At 76.5% G+C, this 17,557-nt stretch carries 12 protein-coding genes; 5 read left to right on the forward strand and 7 right to left on the reverse strand.

Annotated features, from left to right (window positions below; genetic code table 11):
• The first annotated feature begins 194 nt into the window (after positions 1–194).
• Together ACLQ22_RS25810 and ACLQ22_RS25815 are read left to right on the forward strand one after the other, a co-directional pair.
• Positions 195–1,814 carry a hypothetical protein gene (locus tag ACLQ22_RS25810; protein ID WP_425694601.1) on the forward strand — a complete coding sequence of 540 codons (1,620 nt, stop codon included), beginning with the start codon at positions 195–197 and terminating at the stop codon, positions 1,812–1,814.
• Positions 1,811–3,277, forward strand: a complete 1,467-nt coding sequence (locus ACLQ22_RS25815) for an NADH-ubiquinone oxidoreductase-F iron-sulfur binding region domain-containing protein (RefSeq protein WP_425694602.1) — start codon at positions 1,811–1,813, stop codon at positions 3,275–3,277. The genes ACLQ22_RS25810 and ACLQ22_RS25815 overlap by 4 nt, the downstream gene beginning before the upstream one ends.
• 27 nt (positions 3,278–3,304) lie before the next feature.
• Here ACLQ22_RS25815 and serS read toward each other — a convergent pair whose 3' ends face one another.
• The 5 genes from serS to ACLQ22_RS25840 form a co-directional block, all read right to left on the reverse strand.
• Positions 3,305–4,588, reverse strand: coding sequence for a serine--tRNA ligase (gene serS / locus ACLQ22_RS25820; protein ID WP_425694603.1), 1,284 nt, complete (start codon positions 4,586–4,588; stop codon positions 3,305–3,307).
• A 134-nt stretch (positions 4,589–4,722) separates the two neighbouring features.
• Complete coding sequence (locus ACLQ22_RS25825) at positions 4,723–5,799, reverse strand: MerR family transcriptional regulator (RefSeq protein WP_425694665.1); 1,077 nt, start codon at positions 5,797–5,799, stop codon at positions 4,723–4,725.
• An 89-nt stretch (positions 5,800–5,888) separates the two neighbouring features.
• Positions 5,889–7,070 carry a saccharopine dehydrogenase family protein gene (locus tag ACLQ22_RS25830; RefSeq protein WP_425694604.1) on the reverse strand — a complete coding sequence of 394 codons (1,182 nt, stop codon included), beginning with the start codon at positions 7,068–7,070 and terminating at the stop codon, positions 5,889–5,891.
• 44 nt (positions 7,071–7,114) lie between these two features.
• Positions 7,115–8,293, reverse strand: coding sequence for a zinc-dependent alcohol dehydrogenase (locus tag ACLQ22_RS25835; RefSeq protein WP_425694605.1), 1,179 nt, complete (start codon positions 8,291–8,293; stop codon positions 7,115–7,117).
• Positions 8,290–8,739 carry a hypothetical protein gene (locus ACLQ22_RS25840; protein WP_425694606.1) on the reverse strand — a complete coding sequence of 150 codons (450 nt, stop codon included), beginning with the start codon at positions 8,737–8,739 and terminating at the stop codon, positions 8,290–8,292. Before ACLQ22_RS25840 ends, ACLQ22_RS25835 begins: the two co-directional genes overlap by 4 nt.
• Positions 8,740–8,930: 191 nt before the next feature.
• Between ACLQ22_RS25840 and ACLQ22_RS25845 the strand changes: the two genes are divergently transcribed.
• Positions 8,931–12,116, forward strand: a complete 3,186-nt coding sequence (locus ACLQ22_RS25845; protein WP_425694607.1) for a LuxR C-terminal-related transcriptional regulator — start codon at positions 8,931–8,933, stop codon at positions 12,114–12,116.
• Positions 12,117–12,359: 243 nt separating this feature from the next.
• On the opposite strand, the gene ACLQ22_RS25850 is transcribed toward ACLQ22_RS25845, so the two are convergent.
• On the reverse strand, positions 12,360–12,905 hold the full coding sequence (locus tag ACLQ22_RS25850) for a DsbA family protein (protein WP_121400318.1): 546 nt from the start codon (positions 12,903–12,905) through the stop codon (positions 12,360–12,362).
• Between the two features lie 85 nt (positions 12,906–12,990).
• Positions 12,991–13,677, reverse strand: a complete 687-nt coding sequence (locus tag ACLQ22_RS25855) for a BON domain-containing protein (RefSeq protein WP_425694608.1) — start codon at positions 13,675–13,677, stop codon at positions 12,991–12,993.
• Positions 13,678–13,957: 280 nt separating this feature from the next.
• Between ACLQ22_RS25855 and ACLQ22_RS25860 the strand changes: the two genes are divergently transcribed.
• Positions 13,958–16,687 (forward strand): cellulose binding domain-containing protein, encoded by a 2,730-nt coding sequence (locus ACLQ22_RS25860; RefSeq protein WP_425694609.1) that lies wholly within the window; start codon positions 13,958–13,960, stop codon positions 16,685–16,687.
• A 188-nt stretch (positions 16,688–16,875) separates the two neighbouring features.
• Positions 16,876–17,514: a maleylpyruvate isomerase N-terminal domain-containing protein gene (locus ACLQ22_RS25865; protein ID WP_425694610.1), complete on the forward strand. Its 639-nt coding sequence runs from the start codon at positions 16,876–16,878 to the stop codon at positions 17,512–17,514.
• The last annotated feature ends 43 nt before the right edge of the window (positions 17,515–17,557 follow it).

Below are 17,557 nucleotides of genomic sequence, written 5' to 3' on the forward strand. Positions count from 1 at the left end.
GGACACGCGCTTCTCGGCTAGAAGGGGACGCCGAGCGGCTCGCCCTCGCCGGGTGGTGCTCGTTCACGCGAGTGCCACAGAACCTCTGAAGATCACACGCGGGCCCCCGCTTCGGCGCCGGTGCGCGGAATTTCCGCGCGCCGGTGATCCGCCCGCCGCGTCGGTCCGTACTCGATGGGGAACAGGGCCGGCCGGTGGTGCGCCGCCGCGAGACGATCGAGGAGCAGATGGCCCGGGCACAACGCAACCAGAAGCCGCCCACCGTCCGGACCACCAGCACCAGCCGGGGGGCCCGCACCCGCTCCCGGTCCGCGGTGGCCCTGCTGACCCTCTCGGCGCTCGCCGCGCTGTGGGCCGCCACCATGCTGACCGGCGTCGGCTCGGCCGCGTACGCGTACGGCTTCTTCTTCACCGAGTTCTTCGCCGGGGTCGTCGCCCTCGTGGCGTTGAGCCTCACCGTCATGATGGGGCTGCTCGCCACCGACCGGCTGGTGCTGCTGATCCGGCACCGGGTGCTGCTCCAGTCCGCGCACCGGGCCACCGGCATCCTCGGCGTCGCCGGGCTGGTCTTCCACGTGCTGACGAAGATCGCCACTGGCCGGGCGGCGAGCACCGACGCGGTGGTCCCCTTCGTCGGTGGGCGGGGCCTCTACGTCGGCCTCGGCACGGTGGCCGCCCTGCTGATGGTGAGCGTGCTCTGGACCGGTGTCGTCCGGGCCCGCTTCGCCGGGGTCGGTCCGAAGTGGCTCTGGCGCACGCTGCACTCGGCCGCGTACCTCTCCTGGCCGTTCGCCATCGTGCACGGGCTCAACGCCGGGCGGCCCGCGAAGCCCTGGGTGATGCTGAGCTACCTGGCCTGCGTCCTGCTGGTCGTGCTGGCGCTGCTGGTCCGCCTCTCCGTGAGCCTCGGCCGGCGCCGCCGGGAGCAGCACCAGGCCGCCGCGATGAACCAGGCCCTGGCCGGGCGGCCGGCCGAGGACGCCCCGCGCCGGTCACTGTTGCGGGGCCTGACCCGACGCGCCGACCGGGCGGCGAAGCCGGAGGGGCGCGCGGGGACCTGGGCGGCCACCACGGTCGCAGACACCACGCTCACCGGCACCTGGTCCGCCCCCGCCGCGCGGCGTCGCGACCCGGAGCGGTTCACCGTGCCCGTGGTGCCCGAGCCCGGCACGCTCCGCGACCCGGCACGCCCCCGCCGTCGCGAGGAGACCCCCGCCCCGGCCGCCCGGCGCCGCGAGGAGGTCGCCCCGGTCGGACGGCGCCGCGAGGAGGCCCCCGTGCCGGCCGGTCGCCGGTACGCCGAGGAACCCGCGCCCACCGGCCGCCGACGCGGGGAGGAGCCCGGCCCGGCCGGTCGCCGGTACGCCGACGAGCCCGCCCGCCGCGACCGGGCCGAGCGGGACGCGGAGCGGCGCTACTCCGCGCCGCCCCTCCGCCGGGAAGAGCCCGAGGAGCCCTGGGACAGCCCCCGCCGCTGGCAGCCCAGCGACCCGGTCTCGGCGGACCCTGTCCCGGTCGGGCCGGTCTCCGTCGACCCGGTCTCCTCCGCCTCGGTCTCCGCCGCGCCGCGCAGCGGCGGCGGCCGGCACAGCGTCGAGGACGACCGGGACCTCGAACCGGACTACTGGCGGCCCCCGGTCCGGTACGTCCCCGAGGAGGTACCGCTGCCGGCCGACGACACCCCGACCCTGGTCGACCTCGCGTCCCGGCGGGCGCGCCGGGCCGCCGGCGAGAGCCGGTCGGCCCGCCGCCGGGTCAACGCCGACGCCGTCGACGGGGCGTACTGGGCCGGGCTGCGGGGTGAGGCGAAGTGACGCGGACGACCGTGCCCCCGGTGGCCTGCGTCGGCGAGCCCCGGCTCACCGCCGGCTTCGCCGAGTACGGCCGGCTCGACCTGCTCGCCCACGAGGAGGTGCACGGGCCGGTCGGGCCAATGGAACCGGCCACCCTGCTCCGGCTCGCCGAGGGTGTCCAACTCAAGGGCAAGGGCGGTGCGGGCTTCCCGTTCGCCAAGAAGCTCCGCGCGGTGCTGGAGTCCTGCGAGCGGCGGGACCTCCCGGCGGTGGTGGTGGTCAACGCCACCGAGGGGGAGCCGGCGAGCTGGAAGGACAAGGTGCTGCTCACCCGGGCCCCGCACCTGGTCCTCGACGGCGCCGCGCTGGCCGCGTACGCGCTGGACGCCGACGAGATCGTCGTCGGGGTGGCCGACGACGGGATGGGCCGCGACTCCCTGACCGACGCGCTGGAGGAACGCCGGATGCCGGCGCCGACCAGCATCGTCACCGTGCCGCACCGGTTCATCTCCGGCGAGGGCGGAGCCCTGGTCAACGGCATCAACGGCCTGCCGCACATCCCCCCGGGCACCAAGCGACGCTCCAGCGACTCCGGCGTCGGCGGCCTGCCCACCCTGCTCTCCAACGCCGAGACGTACGCTCAGCTCGCGGTCGCCGCCCGGCTCGGCCCGTACGAGTACGCGGCGCTCGGCACCGACGACGAGCCGGGCACCGTGCTGCTCACCGTCACCGGTGCGGCCGGACGCCCGGCGGTGGTGGAGTGCGCGGCCGGCACTCCGTTGCGGGAGATCCTCGACCTGTGCGAGGTGCCGGACGGGCCGGGCATCCTGACGGGCGGCTACCACGGCAGGTGGATCACCCGGGAGGCCGCCGACCGGGCGGAGATCTCCCGCAAGGGGCTGGCCGCCGTGGGCGGCACCCTCGGCGCGGGCATCCTCGTCCCGCTCGGCGCGGACACCTGCCCGCTCGGCGAGGCCGCCCAGGTGGTGCGCTACCTGGCCGGCGAGTCGGCGGGGCAGTGCGGTCCGTGCCGGATGGGCCTGCCCGACCTGGCCCGCGCCGTCGACCTGGCGGTCTCCGGCAGCGCCCCGGTGGAGGTGGTCCGCGCCGCCGCCGGCGACGTGAAGGGCCGCGGGGCGTGCAGCCACCCCGACGGTACGGCCCGGTTCGCGCTCTCCGCGATGGAGGTGTTCGCCGAGGACCTGCGGCTGCACACCACCGGCGAGGGCTGTGGCCGGCGGGTCAGGGCGGTGATGGGCCTGCCGGGCGCCCCCGACCCGAACCCACAGCGGCTCACGCTGGACTGGTCCCGCTGCGACGGGCACGGGCTGTGCGCGCACGTGGTGCCGGACTTCATCCGGCTCGACGGGAACGGCTACCCGGCCTTCCCGCCCACCCCCGTGCCGACCTGGCTGCGCGAGGGCGCGCGCAAGGCGGTCAAGGTCTGCCCCGAACTCGCGCTGCGCCTCACCCCCGCCCCCTGAGGAGGAGGCGGGGGTGAGGCCGGCGGGTCAGCGGGGGGTCAGGCGGTCGGTGCCCAGGCGGGCCTGGAGGACCTCGGGAACCAGCACCGAGCCGTCGGGCTGCTGGAACTGCTCCAGGATGGCCGGGAAGAGCCGGCTGGTGGCCAGCGCCGACCCGTTGAGGGTGTGCACGAAGCGGGTCTGCTTGCCGCCCGGCTCGCGGTAGCGGATGGCCGCCCGGCGCGCCTGGTAGTCGCCGGCCCAGGAGACCGACGACACCTCCTTGTACTTGCCGGTGCTCGGCATCCACACCTCGATGTCGAGGGTCTTCTTCATCGACGCGCTGGCGTCGCCCGCCGACAGCAGGGTGCGCTGGTAGTGCAGGCCCAGCTTCTCGACCAGGCTCTCCGCGTGCAGGAGCATCTCCTCCAGCGCGGCGTCGGCCTGCTCCGGCAGGCAGAACTGGAAGATCTCCACCTTGTTGAACTGGTGGCCCCGGACGGTGCCCCGCTCGTCCGAGTGCGAACCGGCCGCCTCGCGGCGGTAGCAGGGGGTGTACGCGAACGCCTTCAGCGGCAGCTTCGCCGTCTCCAGGATCTCGTCCTGGTACGCCCCGAGGATCGCCGTCTCCGAGGTGGGCAGCAGGAACTGGCCGCGCGGGGCGGACTCCCGGTCCAGGTGGTAGACGTCGTCGTAGAACTTCGGGAACTGCCCCGCGGCGAACCCGGCGGTGTCCAGCAGCAGGTGCGGCGGGAGCAGGAACTCGTAGCCGGCGCGGATGTGCTCGTCGACGAAGAAGTTGAGCAGCGCCCACTCCAGCCGGGCGCCCATGCCCGTGTACATCCAGAAGCCGGAGCCGCCGAGCTTGACCCCGCGCTCGTGGTCGACCAGGCCCAGCATCCGGCTCAGCTCGACGTGGTCGCGGACCTTCTCGATCGCCGGCGGCTCGCCGAAGGCCCGGACGACCCGGTTGGCCTCCTTGCCGCCCGCCACCACGTCGTCGGCGGGCAGGTTGGGCAGCTCGCTCATCACGGTGCGCAGCCGCGCCTGCACCTCGTCCAGCTCGGACTCCAGCTCGGCGAGCTGCTTGCGCCCCGCCTCCGGCGCGGAGACCTCCGGCTCGGTGCCGGCGCGCTTCGCCGCCGCGTAGGCGCGTGCCTCGGCCTTACGGCGCTGCCGCTCGCCGTCGATGCCGCTGATCAGGGCGCGGCGTTCCTGGTCGAGCCGCTGGATCTCGTCCAGGGCACGGTTGACCTCGGCGGGATCCAGTCGCTTCGCCAGCGCGGTCGCCACCGCCTCGCGATCCTTCCGGATCAACTCCATGTCGAGCATGCTGCTCCGTACGCTCCGTCCGGACGTCGGGTGGACCCACCGATGCTACCGTCGCGGCCCGTCACGCCCCGGCCCGGTCTCGACGGCCCCGCGCGGCCGGCGTCGCGCCCCCGCGACGCCGGCCGGCGCGGCGGTCAGAGCCGGATGGGCATCAGGACGGAGAACGCGTCGACGTCGTCCGGCCGGCGCACGGCCAGCGGGGTGATCGGCCCGTCCAGCTCCAGCAGCAACTGGCCCCGGCCGGCCGCGTCGAGGGCCTCGAGCAGGTAGCCGCCGTTCACCCCGACGCGGAACGCGTCGGCCTCCCCGGTCAGCTCGTCCGCCCCGAGCAGCCGAACCCCGCCCCGGCCGTCCGGGCCGAGCACGGTCACCGCGAGCGGGACGCCGTCGTGCCGCCGGATGACGACGGGGGCGTCGGCGCTGGTCAGGGCCGCCCGCAGGGCGTCGGCGTCGACCGTCAGCCGGTGCGCCGGCCCGTCGTCGGGCGTCGGGCGGAGCAGCCGGCGGTGGTCCGGGAAGTCGTACGGCAGGGCGGCGGCGTCGACCGTGCGGCCGGCGACGGAGACGGAGATCGTGCCGGCGTCGACCGTCAGCCGGGCCTCGGGGGTGCACCCCGCGCCGGTGTCGAGCAGGGCCCGCACCTCGTCGACGAAGGCGACCGGCGCGAGCACCCGCACCGCCGGCCCGTCGATCCGGGCGTCCGCCCGCGCGACGGCCAGCCGGTGCCGGTCGGTCGCCACCAGCCGTACGCCGTCCGCGTCGGACTCGAACAGCACGCCGGCCAGCACCGGCAGGTCGGGATCGGCGCCGACGGCGAAGCGGACCGCGTCCACGGCGGCGGCCAGGTCGAGGCGGGACAGGACGAGACGGGTGGTCGTGGCGGGCTCGCCGGGATCGATCAGCGTACGGATCCGGGTGAGCTCCCGGCGGGCGTCGGCGAGACCGTCCTCCAAGCGGCGCAGGTGCGCGTCGAGCAGGCGGTGGACCTGTGCCGGCTCGGCGCGCAGCGCGGCGGCGATCTCGGCGACCGGCATGCCGACCCGGCGCAGCCCGGCCACCAGCCGGGCGGGCGCCACCTGGTCGCCCGTGTACCAGCGGTAGCCGGTCACCGGGTCGACCAGAGCCGGGGCCAGCACCCCGGCCGAGTCGTAGAACCGCAGGGCGCTCACGGTCAACCCGCTGGCGCGGGCCAGCTCGCCGATGCTGCGCAGGTCGCTCTCCACGGCGCCGATCCTGTCGTCTCAACCTGGTCGAGGGTCAACCCGCGCCGGGCCGGGCGGCACGGCGGTCGGGGCACCGGTCAGCGGGGCGTGTCCAGCACCCGGAAGGTCATCCCCGCCCGCACCAGCCGGTCCAGCAGCGCGTCGCCCATCGCCGTCACCGGCGTGACCTGACCCGCCGTGGCCGGCAGTTCGTCGCCGGCCAGGCAGAGCGCCGACTCGGCGAGCATCTTCGCCGTCTCGTCGTAGCCGGGGTCGCCGCCGGCCACCTCGGTCAGCACCCGCCGCCCGCCGCCCGTGCCGACGAACCGGACCCGGAACCAGGACTTCGCCCGCTGCTGCGGCGTCGGCCCCTGCCCGGAGGCGAGCCGGCCGAGCAGCCAGCGCCGGGTCGGCGGCAGCTTCACCAGGGCCACCAGCCCGCCCAGCCCGACCCCGCCGGCCAGCACCGTGGGCAGCCGCTTCACGGCCGCGAAGTGCCGGTAGCGGAAGTCCGGCCCGTACTCCGGGCGGGCGGCAGCCGAGCGGCGGACCACCTGCGGGTCGATGGTCGGCAGCGGCACGATCCACATGCCCAGCTCCTTCGCGCGGGCGACCCGCCCGGGCACCGCGCGTACCCGCCGCCCGGTCGGCCGCGGCTCGACCTGCCGCCGCTCGCGGGCCGCCCGGGACGCCTGCGCCGTGCGGGAGAAGGCGGTGAGCGCCGAGTGGTACGTGCCGGCGGAGAACCGCCCGCCGGCCCGGACGAACCCGTCGACGGTGATCGGCACGTCGTCCGGGAGGTGCTTGAGCGTGAACCAGACGCCCAGGTCGTGCGGGATCGAGTCGAACCCGCAGGCGTGCACGAGCCGCGCCCCGGTGCGCTCCGCCTCGGCGTGGTGACGCACGTACATCAGGTCGACGAACTCGGGCTCGCCGGTGATGTCGAGGTAGTCGGTGCCGGCGCGGGCGCAGGCGGCGACCAGCGGCTCCCCGTGGTGCACGTACGGGCCGACGGTGGTGGCCACCACCCGGGCGCTCCCGGCGACCGCCCGCAGCGACTCCGCGTCGGTGACGTCGGCGGTGAGCAGGGGCAGCCCGGCCAGCGCCGGGTCGATCGCGGCCAGCCGGTACCGTACGGCGGCCAGCTTGCCGGGGTTGCGCCCCGCGAGCGCCCAGCGCAGCCCGGGCGGGGCGTTGCGGGCCAGGTACTCGGCGGTCAGCCCCCCGGTGAAGCCGGTGGCCCCGAAGAGGACGACGTCGTACGTCCGCTGCTCACGCATCCGCCGAGTCTGCCACCCGGCACGGCGGGCCGCAGGGTTCCGCCTCAGCCGGCGGCGGCCGGAGGATCGGGGCTGAGTACGGCGCGGACGCAGCCGTCGGCCCGGTCCCGGAACAGCGCGTACGCCTCCGCGCCCCGCTCCAGCGGCAGGCGGTGGGTGGCCAGGTGCTCGGTACGCAGCTCGTCGCGGGCCATCCGCTCCAGCAGCATCGGGATGTAGCGCTGCCCGTGCTGCCGCGCGCCCCGCACCGTCAGTCCCTTGTTGGTGACCGCCCCGAGCGGGAAGGTGTCGACGAAGCCCGTGAACTCGCCGAGCAGGAAGACCGAGCCGCCCTTGCGGCAGGCGTGCACGGCCTCCCGGACGGCGGCCGGTCGCTCGGCGCCGCCGGTGAACCGCTCGGCCAGCGACCGGGGGCCGTGCCCGTTCCAGGCCGCCCCGACCGCCTCGACGCACACGTCCGGGCCCCGCCCGCCGGTGCGCTCGCGCAGCTCGGCGGTGACGTCGGCGAGCCGGTGGTCGATCGTCTCCGCGCCGGCGTGCCGTTCGGCCATCCGCAGCCGCTCGTCCTCGGCGTCGACGACGATGACCCGCTCCGCGCCGAGCAGCCACGCCGCCCGGGCCGCGAGCTGCCCGACCGCGCCCGCGCCCCAGACCGCCACCACGTCGCCGGGGCGCACCTGGCCGAGGTCCGCGCCCATCCAGCCGGCCGGCGCGGCGTCGGAGGCGAACAGCGCGCGGTCGTCGCTGACCGGCTCCGGCACGGTGAACGCGCCCACGTCCGCGTACGGCACCCGGACGTACTCGGCGTGGCTGCCGGCGAAGCCGCCCATCGCCCGGGGCTGGCCGAACGCGCCGCCGGTGGGATGGCCCCAGGCCGCCTCGGTGACGGCCGGGTCGGCGCTGCCGTTGTCGCAGCAGGACGGCAGGTCGCGCCGGCAGTACCAGCAGCTGCCGCAGGCCACCGACGAGCAGACCACCACCCGGTCGCCGACCCGGTGCCGGCGTACCTCCGGCCCGACCTCGACCACCTCGCCGAGGAACTCGTGCCCGAGCACGTCGCCGACGGCGAGGAACGGCACCCGCCCGGCCAGCAGCGGCAGGTCCCCGCCGCAGGTGGCGCTCTGCCGGACCCGGACGACGACGTCGTGGCCGTTGCGCAGCTCCGGGTCGGGCACCTGCCGTACCGCCAGCTCGCCCGCGCCCACCCAGCACAGCGCCCTCATCGCGGCGGTCCCGCCGGACGGTCGGCCGGCCGGCGGTCCGCGCGGAGCACCTCGCCGGTCTCGGCGAGCTGCTTGACCTCCCGCAGCGCCCGGCGGACGAGCAGGCCGGGATCGTCGCCGACCAGGTGGGCGGCGAGCCCCGGCGGGGCCGCCGCGCCGGGCACCGGCCGGGCCGCCAGCTCCGTGCCCCGGCAGCCGGGGGCCGGCCGCAGCTCGACCTGCACGGCGCCGCCGAGCCGGCGCAGGGGCTCCGGCCAGCGGCCGCCGGGCAGCACCTCGCCGGGCGCGCGGTCGACGGTCACCACCTGCCAGCGCGCGGGGCGCGGGTCGGCGCCGGCCGCGCAGGGCCAGGCCGACCCGCGCCGCCGTACGGCCAGCGCCCGGCCCGCCGCCACGACGGCGAACGCCGCCCCGGTCGCGCCCGCCAGCCGTCCTCTCCGGTCCACCTCGGCCCCGCCTCCCGTTCCCGTTCACGCCGGACGCGCACCGGCGCGCGCGGCCGGTCGCCCGCGTACGACCAGGGTCGCCCGGGGCGGGGTGAAGCCGGGTCCCCCCGAAGGGGTGAACGGGCCCGCGCCGGGTAACCGCCGCCCGCAGGACCTGGGGGAGTGGACGCATCGGTGGAGGGCGGGGCCGGATGCCGGAGGACGTACGGGACACGGGAGTCGTCGCGGTCGCGCCCGGGCGGGCCGGCACGCCGCTGCTGGCGTCGCGGCTGTGCCCCGCCCCGCCGCCGGAGCCGCTGGTGCTGCGGCCCCGGCTGCTGCGGGCGCTGGACGAGGGGACCGCCGGGCCGGTCACCCTGGTCCGCGCCCCGGCGGGGTGGGGCAAGACGACGCTGCTCGCCTCCTGGTTCCGGGCCGCCGGCCAGGCCGGCGCGCACCGGGGCCGGGTGGGGGAGGGGCCGGTGACCGCCGCCGCCGAAGGGCCCCGGGACGACGGGCCGGCCGGTGCCCCGCCGGGCGACTTCGGCGCGGCGGCGGGCGTACCGGCGGAACCCGACCGGCCCCGGGCGGCCTGGGTCTCCGTGGAGGCCGGCGACGACGGGGACCGGCTCTGGTCCTACCTCGCGGCGGCGCTGCGCGCGGCCACGGACCCCGGCGACGACGTGGCGTCCCCGCCCGTGCCCGACCGGCCGCCCCGCCCCGACCAGTTGGAGGTGCTGGCCGCGGCCCTCGCCGCCCGGGAACGGCCGGTGCTGCTGGTCCTGGACGACCTGCACCGGATCACCGACCCGGAGGCGCTGGCCGGACTGGAGTTCCTGCTCCGCCACGCCGAGCAGCGGCTGCGGCTGGTGGTCGGCGCCCGCGCCGGCATGCCGCTGGCCGTGCACCGGCTGCGGCTGGCCGGCGAGCTGACCGAGGTCGGCCCCGACGAACTGGCCTTCAGCGGCGACGAGGTCGCCGACCTGCTGACCGCGCACGGGGTGACGCTGCCGGCGGCCGGGGTGCGCCGGCTGCGGGAACGCACCGGCGGCTGGCCGGCGGCGCTCCGCTTCGCCGCGCTGGCGTTGCGCGGGCAGCCGGACCCGGCCCGCTGGGCCGAGCAGTTCGGCGGCGACCAGCCGGACGTGGCCGGCTACCTGCGCGAAGAGGTGCTCGCCGGGCTCGACCCGGACGCGCGGGACGTGCTGCGCCGCTCCGCCGTCGCCGACGCGGTCTGCGCCGGCCTCGCCGACGCGCTGACCGGCCGGGCCGACGCCGAGCAGACGCTGGCCGGCCTGGCCGGTGACGGCGGGCTGCTGCGCCGCGACGACAGCCGCCCGCCCTGGTACCGGTGCCCCCCGCTCCTGGCCGACCTGCTGCACGCCGAGCTGGGCCGGCTGCCCGCCGACGAACTGCGCGACCTGCACCTGCGCGCGGCCGGCTGGTACGCCGACAACGGGCGGCCCGCCGAGGGACTGCGGCACGCGCTCGCCGGCGGCGACCACGACCGGGCCGCCGCGCTCTTCGTGGCCCGCTGGCCGGAGCTGGTCCCGTACGACCGGGACACGCCGGCCGGCCGTCCGCCCGCGCCCCCGCCGCCGGAGGCGGTGCGCCGCGACCCGGAGCTCGGGCTGGCCTGCGCCGCCGAGCGGGCCGGGGCCGGCGACGCCACCGCCGCCGCCGGGCACCTGCGCGGCGCCGTCGAGGCCGCCCGGACCCTGCCGGCGCCGCGCCGGGACCGGTTCCGGCGCCTGGTCACCGCGCTGGAACTCACCCTGGCCCGGCTGGCCGACGACCCCGAAGCGGTACGCGCCGCCGCGGCCCGCCTGCTCGCCACCCGCCCCGCGCCGTCCCCGGCGTCGCTCGATCCGTCCCCGGTGCCCGGCCCGTCCGCGTCCCCGGCGTCGTCGCCCGATCCGTCCGTGTCCCCGGCGTCGGCGTCGGCCGGGGGGTCCCCGTCGCCCGGACGGTCCGTGGCCCCGGCGTCGCCCGAGCCGTCTGCGTCCCCGGCGTCGGAGTCGGCGTCCGTTCCGGGCGGAGCGTCCCCGTGGCCCGGACCGTCCGGGCCCCCGGTGCCGGCCGGAGCGACCCCGTCGCCGGGGTCGTCCGCAGCGTCCCCGTCGGCGGCGACAGGTGGGCCAGCGGGGCACCCGGCGCCGCCGGGGAGCGCCGCCGACGGGCTGCTCGCCGCGCCGATGCCCGCCGAGCCGCGGGGCGCCGTCGCCGAGGACGCCGACGTGCGGGCGGTGGCCGGCACCGCGCTGGGCCTGGTCGACCTGGCGGACGGGGACCTGCCCGCCGCCGGCCTCGCCTTCGCCCGGTCGCTGTCGGCGGCCCGGCAGGCCGGGCGAGCGCGTACGGAGCTGGTCTGCGCCAGCCGGGCGGCCCTGCTGCACGCCGTCCGGGGCGAGCTGCGGGCCGCCGAGACCCTCGCCCGGGACGCCCTCGCCATGCCGCCCTGCCACGGCTGGTCCTGCCGCGAGGACTGCGCCCACGCGTACCTGGCGCTGGCCCTGGTCGCGCTGCACCGGGACCAGCCCGAGGAGGCGGAGGCGAACCTGGCGCTGGCCGCGCCAGCCAGCGGCGAGCCCGTGGTGGGGGCGGTGGCGGCGCTGTGCCGGGCGTACCTGCTGCGGGACGCCGGCGACCTGCCCGAGGGCCACCGGGTGCTGGCCGAGGCGCGGGAGCGGCTGACCGACCGCCCCCGGGCCGGCGAGCTGACGCGCTGGCTGCTGGCCGCCGAGTCGGACGTACGCGGGGCACGGGGCGACCTGGGCGCCGCCCGGGACCTGCTCGCACGGGCACCCGACGCGACCGCCCCGCCGCTGGCCGTCGCGCTCGCCCGGATTGAGTTGCGGGCCGGCGATCCGCGCGCCGCCGGGTACGCGCTGCCGGACTGGGAGTCGCCGGAGGCGTCGGGCTGGCCGCTGCCCGTACGCCTGGACGCCGCCGTGCTCGACGCGGTGCTGGCCGGGCGCGCGGGCGACGACCGACGGGCCGGCCGACTGCTGGAGCGGGCCCTCGACCTGGCCGGGCCGGAGGGGTTCCGGCGGGTGTTCACGCGCGCCGAGCCCGGCGTCCGCGACCTGCTCGCCGCGCACCTGGACGCCGGTACGGCGCACTGGCCGACGGTCAGCGACCTGGTCCGGGGCGCCGACGCGCCGGCCGAGCGGACCCCGGCGGAGCGGGGCACGGGGGCGCTGGACGAGCCGCTGACCGAGCGGGAGCTGACGATCCTGCGCTACCTGCAGAGCATCCTGTCCAACGTGGAGATCGCGGCCGAGCTGTCCCTGTCGGTCAACACGGTCAAGACCCACGTGCGCAACATCTACCGCAAGCTCGACGCCACCCGCCGCCGCGAGGCCGTCCGCCGAGCCCGCTCCCTCCACCTGATCTAACCCACCCCCGCCCTGCCTACCCGCCCACCCGCCCCACCCGCCCACCCGCCCCTCCACGGTGATCATGAGGTTTGCGTCTTGGGGATGCGCTTTCCAGTACGCAAACCTCATGATCACCGGCCCGGAGCCGGTCCGGACGCGGCCCGGAGCCGGTCCGGAGCCGGTCCGGAGGTGGGCCGGAGGCGGGTCCCGGAGGCCGGCTCGGAGGCGGTCGCCGGAGGGGAGGAGGTGGGCGGGTGGGTGTCAGGGGGTGGCGGCGTCGACCGCCGCCAGGAGGTCCGCGACGTCATAGTCCCCGTCGTGGCGGGTGCCGTTGACGAACAGGGTCGGGGTGGCGTGGACGCCGCTGCGGATGCCGCCCACGAAGTCCCGCCGCACCCGGTCGCCGTGCGCCTGCCGCTCCACCTCGGCGGCGACCTCGTCGGCGGGCAGGCCGAGCTGCTCCATGCCGAGCGACAGGTGCACCGGGTCGAGCTGGTCCTGGTGCTCGTAGAGCCAGTCGTGCATCGCCCAGAACTGCCCGCGCCGGCCGGCGGCCTCGGTCGCCTCGGCGGCCTGCTCCGCGTACGGGTGCATGTTGGTGATCGGGAAGTGCCGGTACACCAGCCGCACCGTGTCGGCCCGCTGCCGCAGCAGCTCCCGCAGGTTCGCGTACGCGGCTCCGCAGAACCGGCACTGGAAGTCGGCGTACTCGACGACGGTCACCGGCGCGTCGACCGGCCCGCGGATGTGGTCGTGCCCGGTCACCGGGGTCCGCAGGCGGGCGGTGACCTGGAGTGGAGTCGTCATCGGGTGGTCCCCTCAGTCATGCCTCCCAGCCTTCGCCGCGACGGGGTGAGGATGGCTCACCCCGCCCGGGTGGTCCGTTCCCGGCTCAGCCCAGCACCGGGGCGACCGCGATGTGGTTCTGCACCTCGCGGATGCCCGGTGCGCACCAGACGGTCCGTTCCACCTCGGCCCGCTCCGGCATCGAGTGGACCAGCCCGCCGAGCACCACGGTGTCGCCGTGCACCCGGACGGTGATCCGCTCCGCCTCGGTGGCCCCGTTGCGGGCCAGCGCGTCGACGATCCGCACCGCCAGGGCGTGCCCGTCCGGCCGGGTATCCGGGCGCACGGTGATGCCGTTGCTGACTCCGCGTACGCCGGTCAGCCGGGCCACGGCGCGTTCGGCGGCGCGGCGCTGGTACTCCCAGTCCACCCCGCCGTGCAGCGTGACCCAGCCGTGCGAGACGGTCACGTCGAGCTGCTCCAGCGGGACGAACGCGTCCCACTCGAGCGCGTGCCCGGCCGCGGCGGCGATGTCCGGGTCGGCGCGTTCCGCGCCGGTGCCGAGGCGTACCGCCAGGTCGTTGGCGACCGCCCGGACGCGCGCCACCCGGTGCGCCGCCCGCTCGGCGGCCCACTTCTTGGCGTAGCTGTCCACCCGGCCGGTCAGCGTGACCACGCCCTCGGCGACGGTCACGCCGATCTCGTGCGGCCGTACCCGGGGTTCCCAGGTCAGCTCGTCGAGGACGGCCGACTGGATGTCCTGGTCGGTACTGCTGATCGTCTCGATGGCCATCTGTCACTCCTCACGGGATAGCTGTCCGGTGCGCGCGGGGCCGCCGGGACCGATCCTGGCGCCGGCCGGGATGAGGGCTCCTCACCCGACCCGGGTGGTTCCTGGGAGCGCTTCCAGCAGGTCGGTGGAATCGGCTAGGGTAAGCCCGTTCCTCGGGTGCGGGAGCCGTCGCGCCGATGACCGGAGCCAGGGCAGCTCCGCGCGTTTCCGCACGTCCCCGTTGCCGGGCGTGGCCGTCACCGCGTCCGCTCCCGGCGTCCGAACCCGGAAGGAACCGCAGATGCGGAGAAGTTACGTCGGCGCGGTCGTGTCCGCGCTCGTCGTCGCCGCGGCCGTCGTGGCGGCACCGTTCACCGCGGCCGGCGCGCCCACCGCCGCCGCAGCCGCCGCCGAGCCGTACACCTGGAAGAACGTCCGGATCGACGGCGGCGGCTTCGTCCCCGGCATCGTCTTCAACCCCACCGAGAAGAACCTGATCTACGCCCGCACGGACATCGGCGGCATGTACCGGTGGGAGCAGGCCCGGCAGTCCTGGACGCCGCTGCTGGACTGGGTCGGCGCCGACAAGTGGGGCTGGAACGGCGTGGTCAGCGTCGCCACGGACCCGGTGCAGACCAACCGCGTCTACGCGGCCGTCGGGATGTACACCAACGACTGGGACCCGAACAACGGCGCCATCCTCCGCTCGGCCGACAAGGGCGCCACCTGGCAGGTCACCGAGCTGCCGTTCAAGAACGGCGGGAACATGCCCGGCCGGGGCATGGGCGAGCGGCTCGCCGTCGACCCCAACAAGAACAGCATCCTGTACTACGGCGCCGAGGGCGGCAACGGCCTGTGGCGCAGCACCGACTTCGGGGCGACCTGGGCCAAGGTGGCCAACTTCCCCAACGTCGGCAACTACCGGGCCGACCCGAGCGACCCGAACGGCTACAACGGCCAGAACCAGGGCCTGACCTGGGTCAGCTTCGACAAGAGCACCGGTACGGCCGGCAACGCCACGCAGACCGTCTACGTCGGCGTGGCCGACAAGGAGAACCCGGTCTACCGCAGCACGAACGGCGGCGCGAGATGGGAGCGGATCGCCGGGCAGCCGACCGGCTACCTCGCGCACAAGGGCGTCGTCGATCCGGTGGGCGGCTTCCTCTACATCGCCACCAGCGACACCGGCGGCCCGTACGACGGCGGCAAGGGCGACGTCTGGAAGTTCGACCGCGCCACCGGCGCGTGGACGCGGATCAGCCCGATCCCGTCCACCAGTACCGACGCGTACTTCGGCTACAGCGGCCTCACCATCGACCGGCAGAAGCCGAACACCCTGATGGTGGCCACCCAGATCTCGTGGTGGCCGGACGCGATCTTCTGGCGCAGCACCGACGGGGGCGCCACCTGGACCCGGATCTGGGAGTTCACCAGCTACCCGAACAGGTCCAAGCGCTACACCATGGACGTCAGCTCGGTGCCGTGGCTGACCTTCGGCAGCAACCCCGCCCCGCCGGAGGAGACCCCGAAGCTGGGCTGGATGAACGAGTCGGTCGAGATCGACCCGCACGACAGCAACCGCTTCATGTACGGCACCGGCGCGACCATCTACGGCAGCACCGACCTCACCAAGTGGGACGCCGGCAGCCAGTTCACCATCAAGCCCATGGTCAAGGGCCTGGAGGAGACCGCAGTGCTCGACCTGGTCAGCCCGCCCTCCGGGGCGCCGCTGGTCAGCGCGCTCGGCGACATCGGCGGCTTCCGGCACACCGACCTGGACGCCGTGCCGCCGATGATGTTCACCCAGCCGAACTTCACCAGCACCACCAGCCTGGACTACGCCGAGACGAAGCCGGCCGTGATGGTGCGGGCCGGCAACTTCGCCGACGCGGACCGCCCCAACGACAGCCACGTCGCGTTCTCCACCGACGGCGGGGCGAACTGGTTCCAGGGCACCGAGCCGTCCGGCGTCAACAGCGGTGGCACGGTCGCCGCGTCGGCCGACGGCAGCCGGTTCGTCTGGGCGCCGGGCGACGCCGGCCAGCGGGTGGTGCACTCGGTCGGGTTCGGCACCTCGTGGGCCGCGTCGACGGGCGTCCCGGCCAACGCGACCATCGAGTCCGACCGGGTCAACCCGAACAAGTTCTACGCCTTCGCCGGCGGCAAGCTCTACGTCAGCACCGACGGCGGGGCGAGCTTCACCGCCTCGGCCGCCGCCGGCCTGCCCACCACCGGCAACGTCAGGTTCAAGGCGCTGCCCGGCAAGGAGGGCGAGTTGTGGCTGGCCGGCGAGGGCGGGCTGTGGCGCTCGACGGACTCCGGGGCCACCTTTGCCAAGCTCGCGGCGGTGAGCACCGCCGGCAACGTCGGCTTCGGCAAGGCCGCGCCCGGCCGGACGTACCCGGCGCTGTACCTGTTCGGCACCGTCGACGGCCGACCCGGCGTGCACCGCTCGGACGACACCGGCGCGACCTGGGTGCGGATCAACGACGACCAGCACCAGCACGGCAACGCGGGCGAGGCCCTGACCGGCGACCCCCGGGTCTACGGCCGGGTCTACCTCGGCACCAACGGCCGCGGCATCCTGGTGGCGGACCGGCTCGGCGGCACGCCCGACCCGACGCCGACCACCTCCACCCCGCCCCCGACGACCCCACCGCCGACGACCCCACCCCCGACCACGCCGCCGCCGACCACGCCGCCCCCCACGACCCCGCCGCCCACCAGCGGGTGCACGGCGACGTACCGGGTGACCGGCTCCTGGCAGGGCGGCTTCCAGGGCGAGCTGGTGGTCCACAACGCCGGCAGCGCGGCGATCGCCGGCTGGACGGTGGGCTGGACCTTCCCGGACGGTCAGAAGATCACCCAGCTCTGGGGCGGCACCCACACCCAGACCGGGGCGACCGTCTCCGTCCGTGACGCCGGCTGGAACGGCGCCCTCGGTGCGGGCGCCACCGCCACCGCCGGCTTCCTGGGGAGTACGACCGGGGCGAACACCGCGCCGGCCACCGTCACCTGCACCGCCCGCTGACCGCCCGCTCCGCCGACCGCGCACCCCGTCCCCACCAGAGGCGTGACGTGCGCGGTCGTGCGGAGCGGCCGGGTGGCCCCGCCCGGTCCGTGACCGAGAGGGAGCGGCCTATCCGGCACGCACCGAGAGGGCCGGTGTCCCGCCGGGCCATAGGCTCGGGGGATCGCCCGTCGAAGGAGGGGTCCTCCGTGAGTCCGATCAGGACGACCTATCTCACCGCCGCGCGCTCGGCGGTGGAACTGCTCGCCGCCCCCGCCGTCGCGGCCCGCTGGGACGAACCGAGCGCCCTGCCTGCGTTCGGCGTGGGGGGCCTGGCCGGCCACCTCGCCAGCCAGGTGCTCGGCGTCCCCGCCGTGCTGGCCGCACCTGTCCCCGCCGGCGACCCCGTGGGGCTGCTCGACCACTACGCGCGCGGCACCTGGCTCGGCGCCCCGGTCGACGCCACGGTGAACGTCGCCATCCGCCGCGCCGGTGACGGACTCGCCGCCGACGGCCCGGCCGCCCTGGTCGACCGGTGCGCCGCCACGCTGCGCGAGCTGGCGGACGTGCTGGCGGCCGAGCCACCCGGGCGGGTGGTGCACGTGCTCCGTGGCCCGTGGTCGCTCACCCTGGACGACTACCTGACCACCCGGCTGATGGAACTCGTCGTGCACGCGGACGACCTCGCGGTCAGCGTCGGCGTGCCCACCCCGGAGCTGCCGGCCGAGGTGGTCGACCCGGTGCTGACGCTGCTGGCCCGTCTCGCCGTACGCCGGCACGGGCAGCCGTCGGTGCTGCGCGCCCTGAGCCGGGCGGAGCGGGCTCCGGCGAGGGTCGCCGCCCTCTGAGCGGGCGCGGGACGACGGGTCGCCCGCCCCGGGACGTCGCCCG

This window comes from Micromonospora sp. DT178 (assembly GCF_049841695.1).
Classification (GTDB): domain Bacteria; phylum Actinomycetota; class Actinomycetes; order Mycobacteriales; family Micromonosporaceae; genus Micromonospora.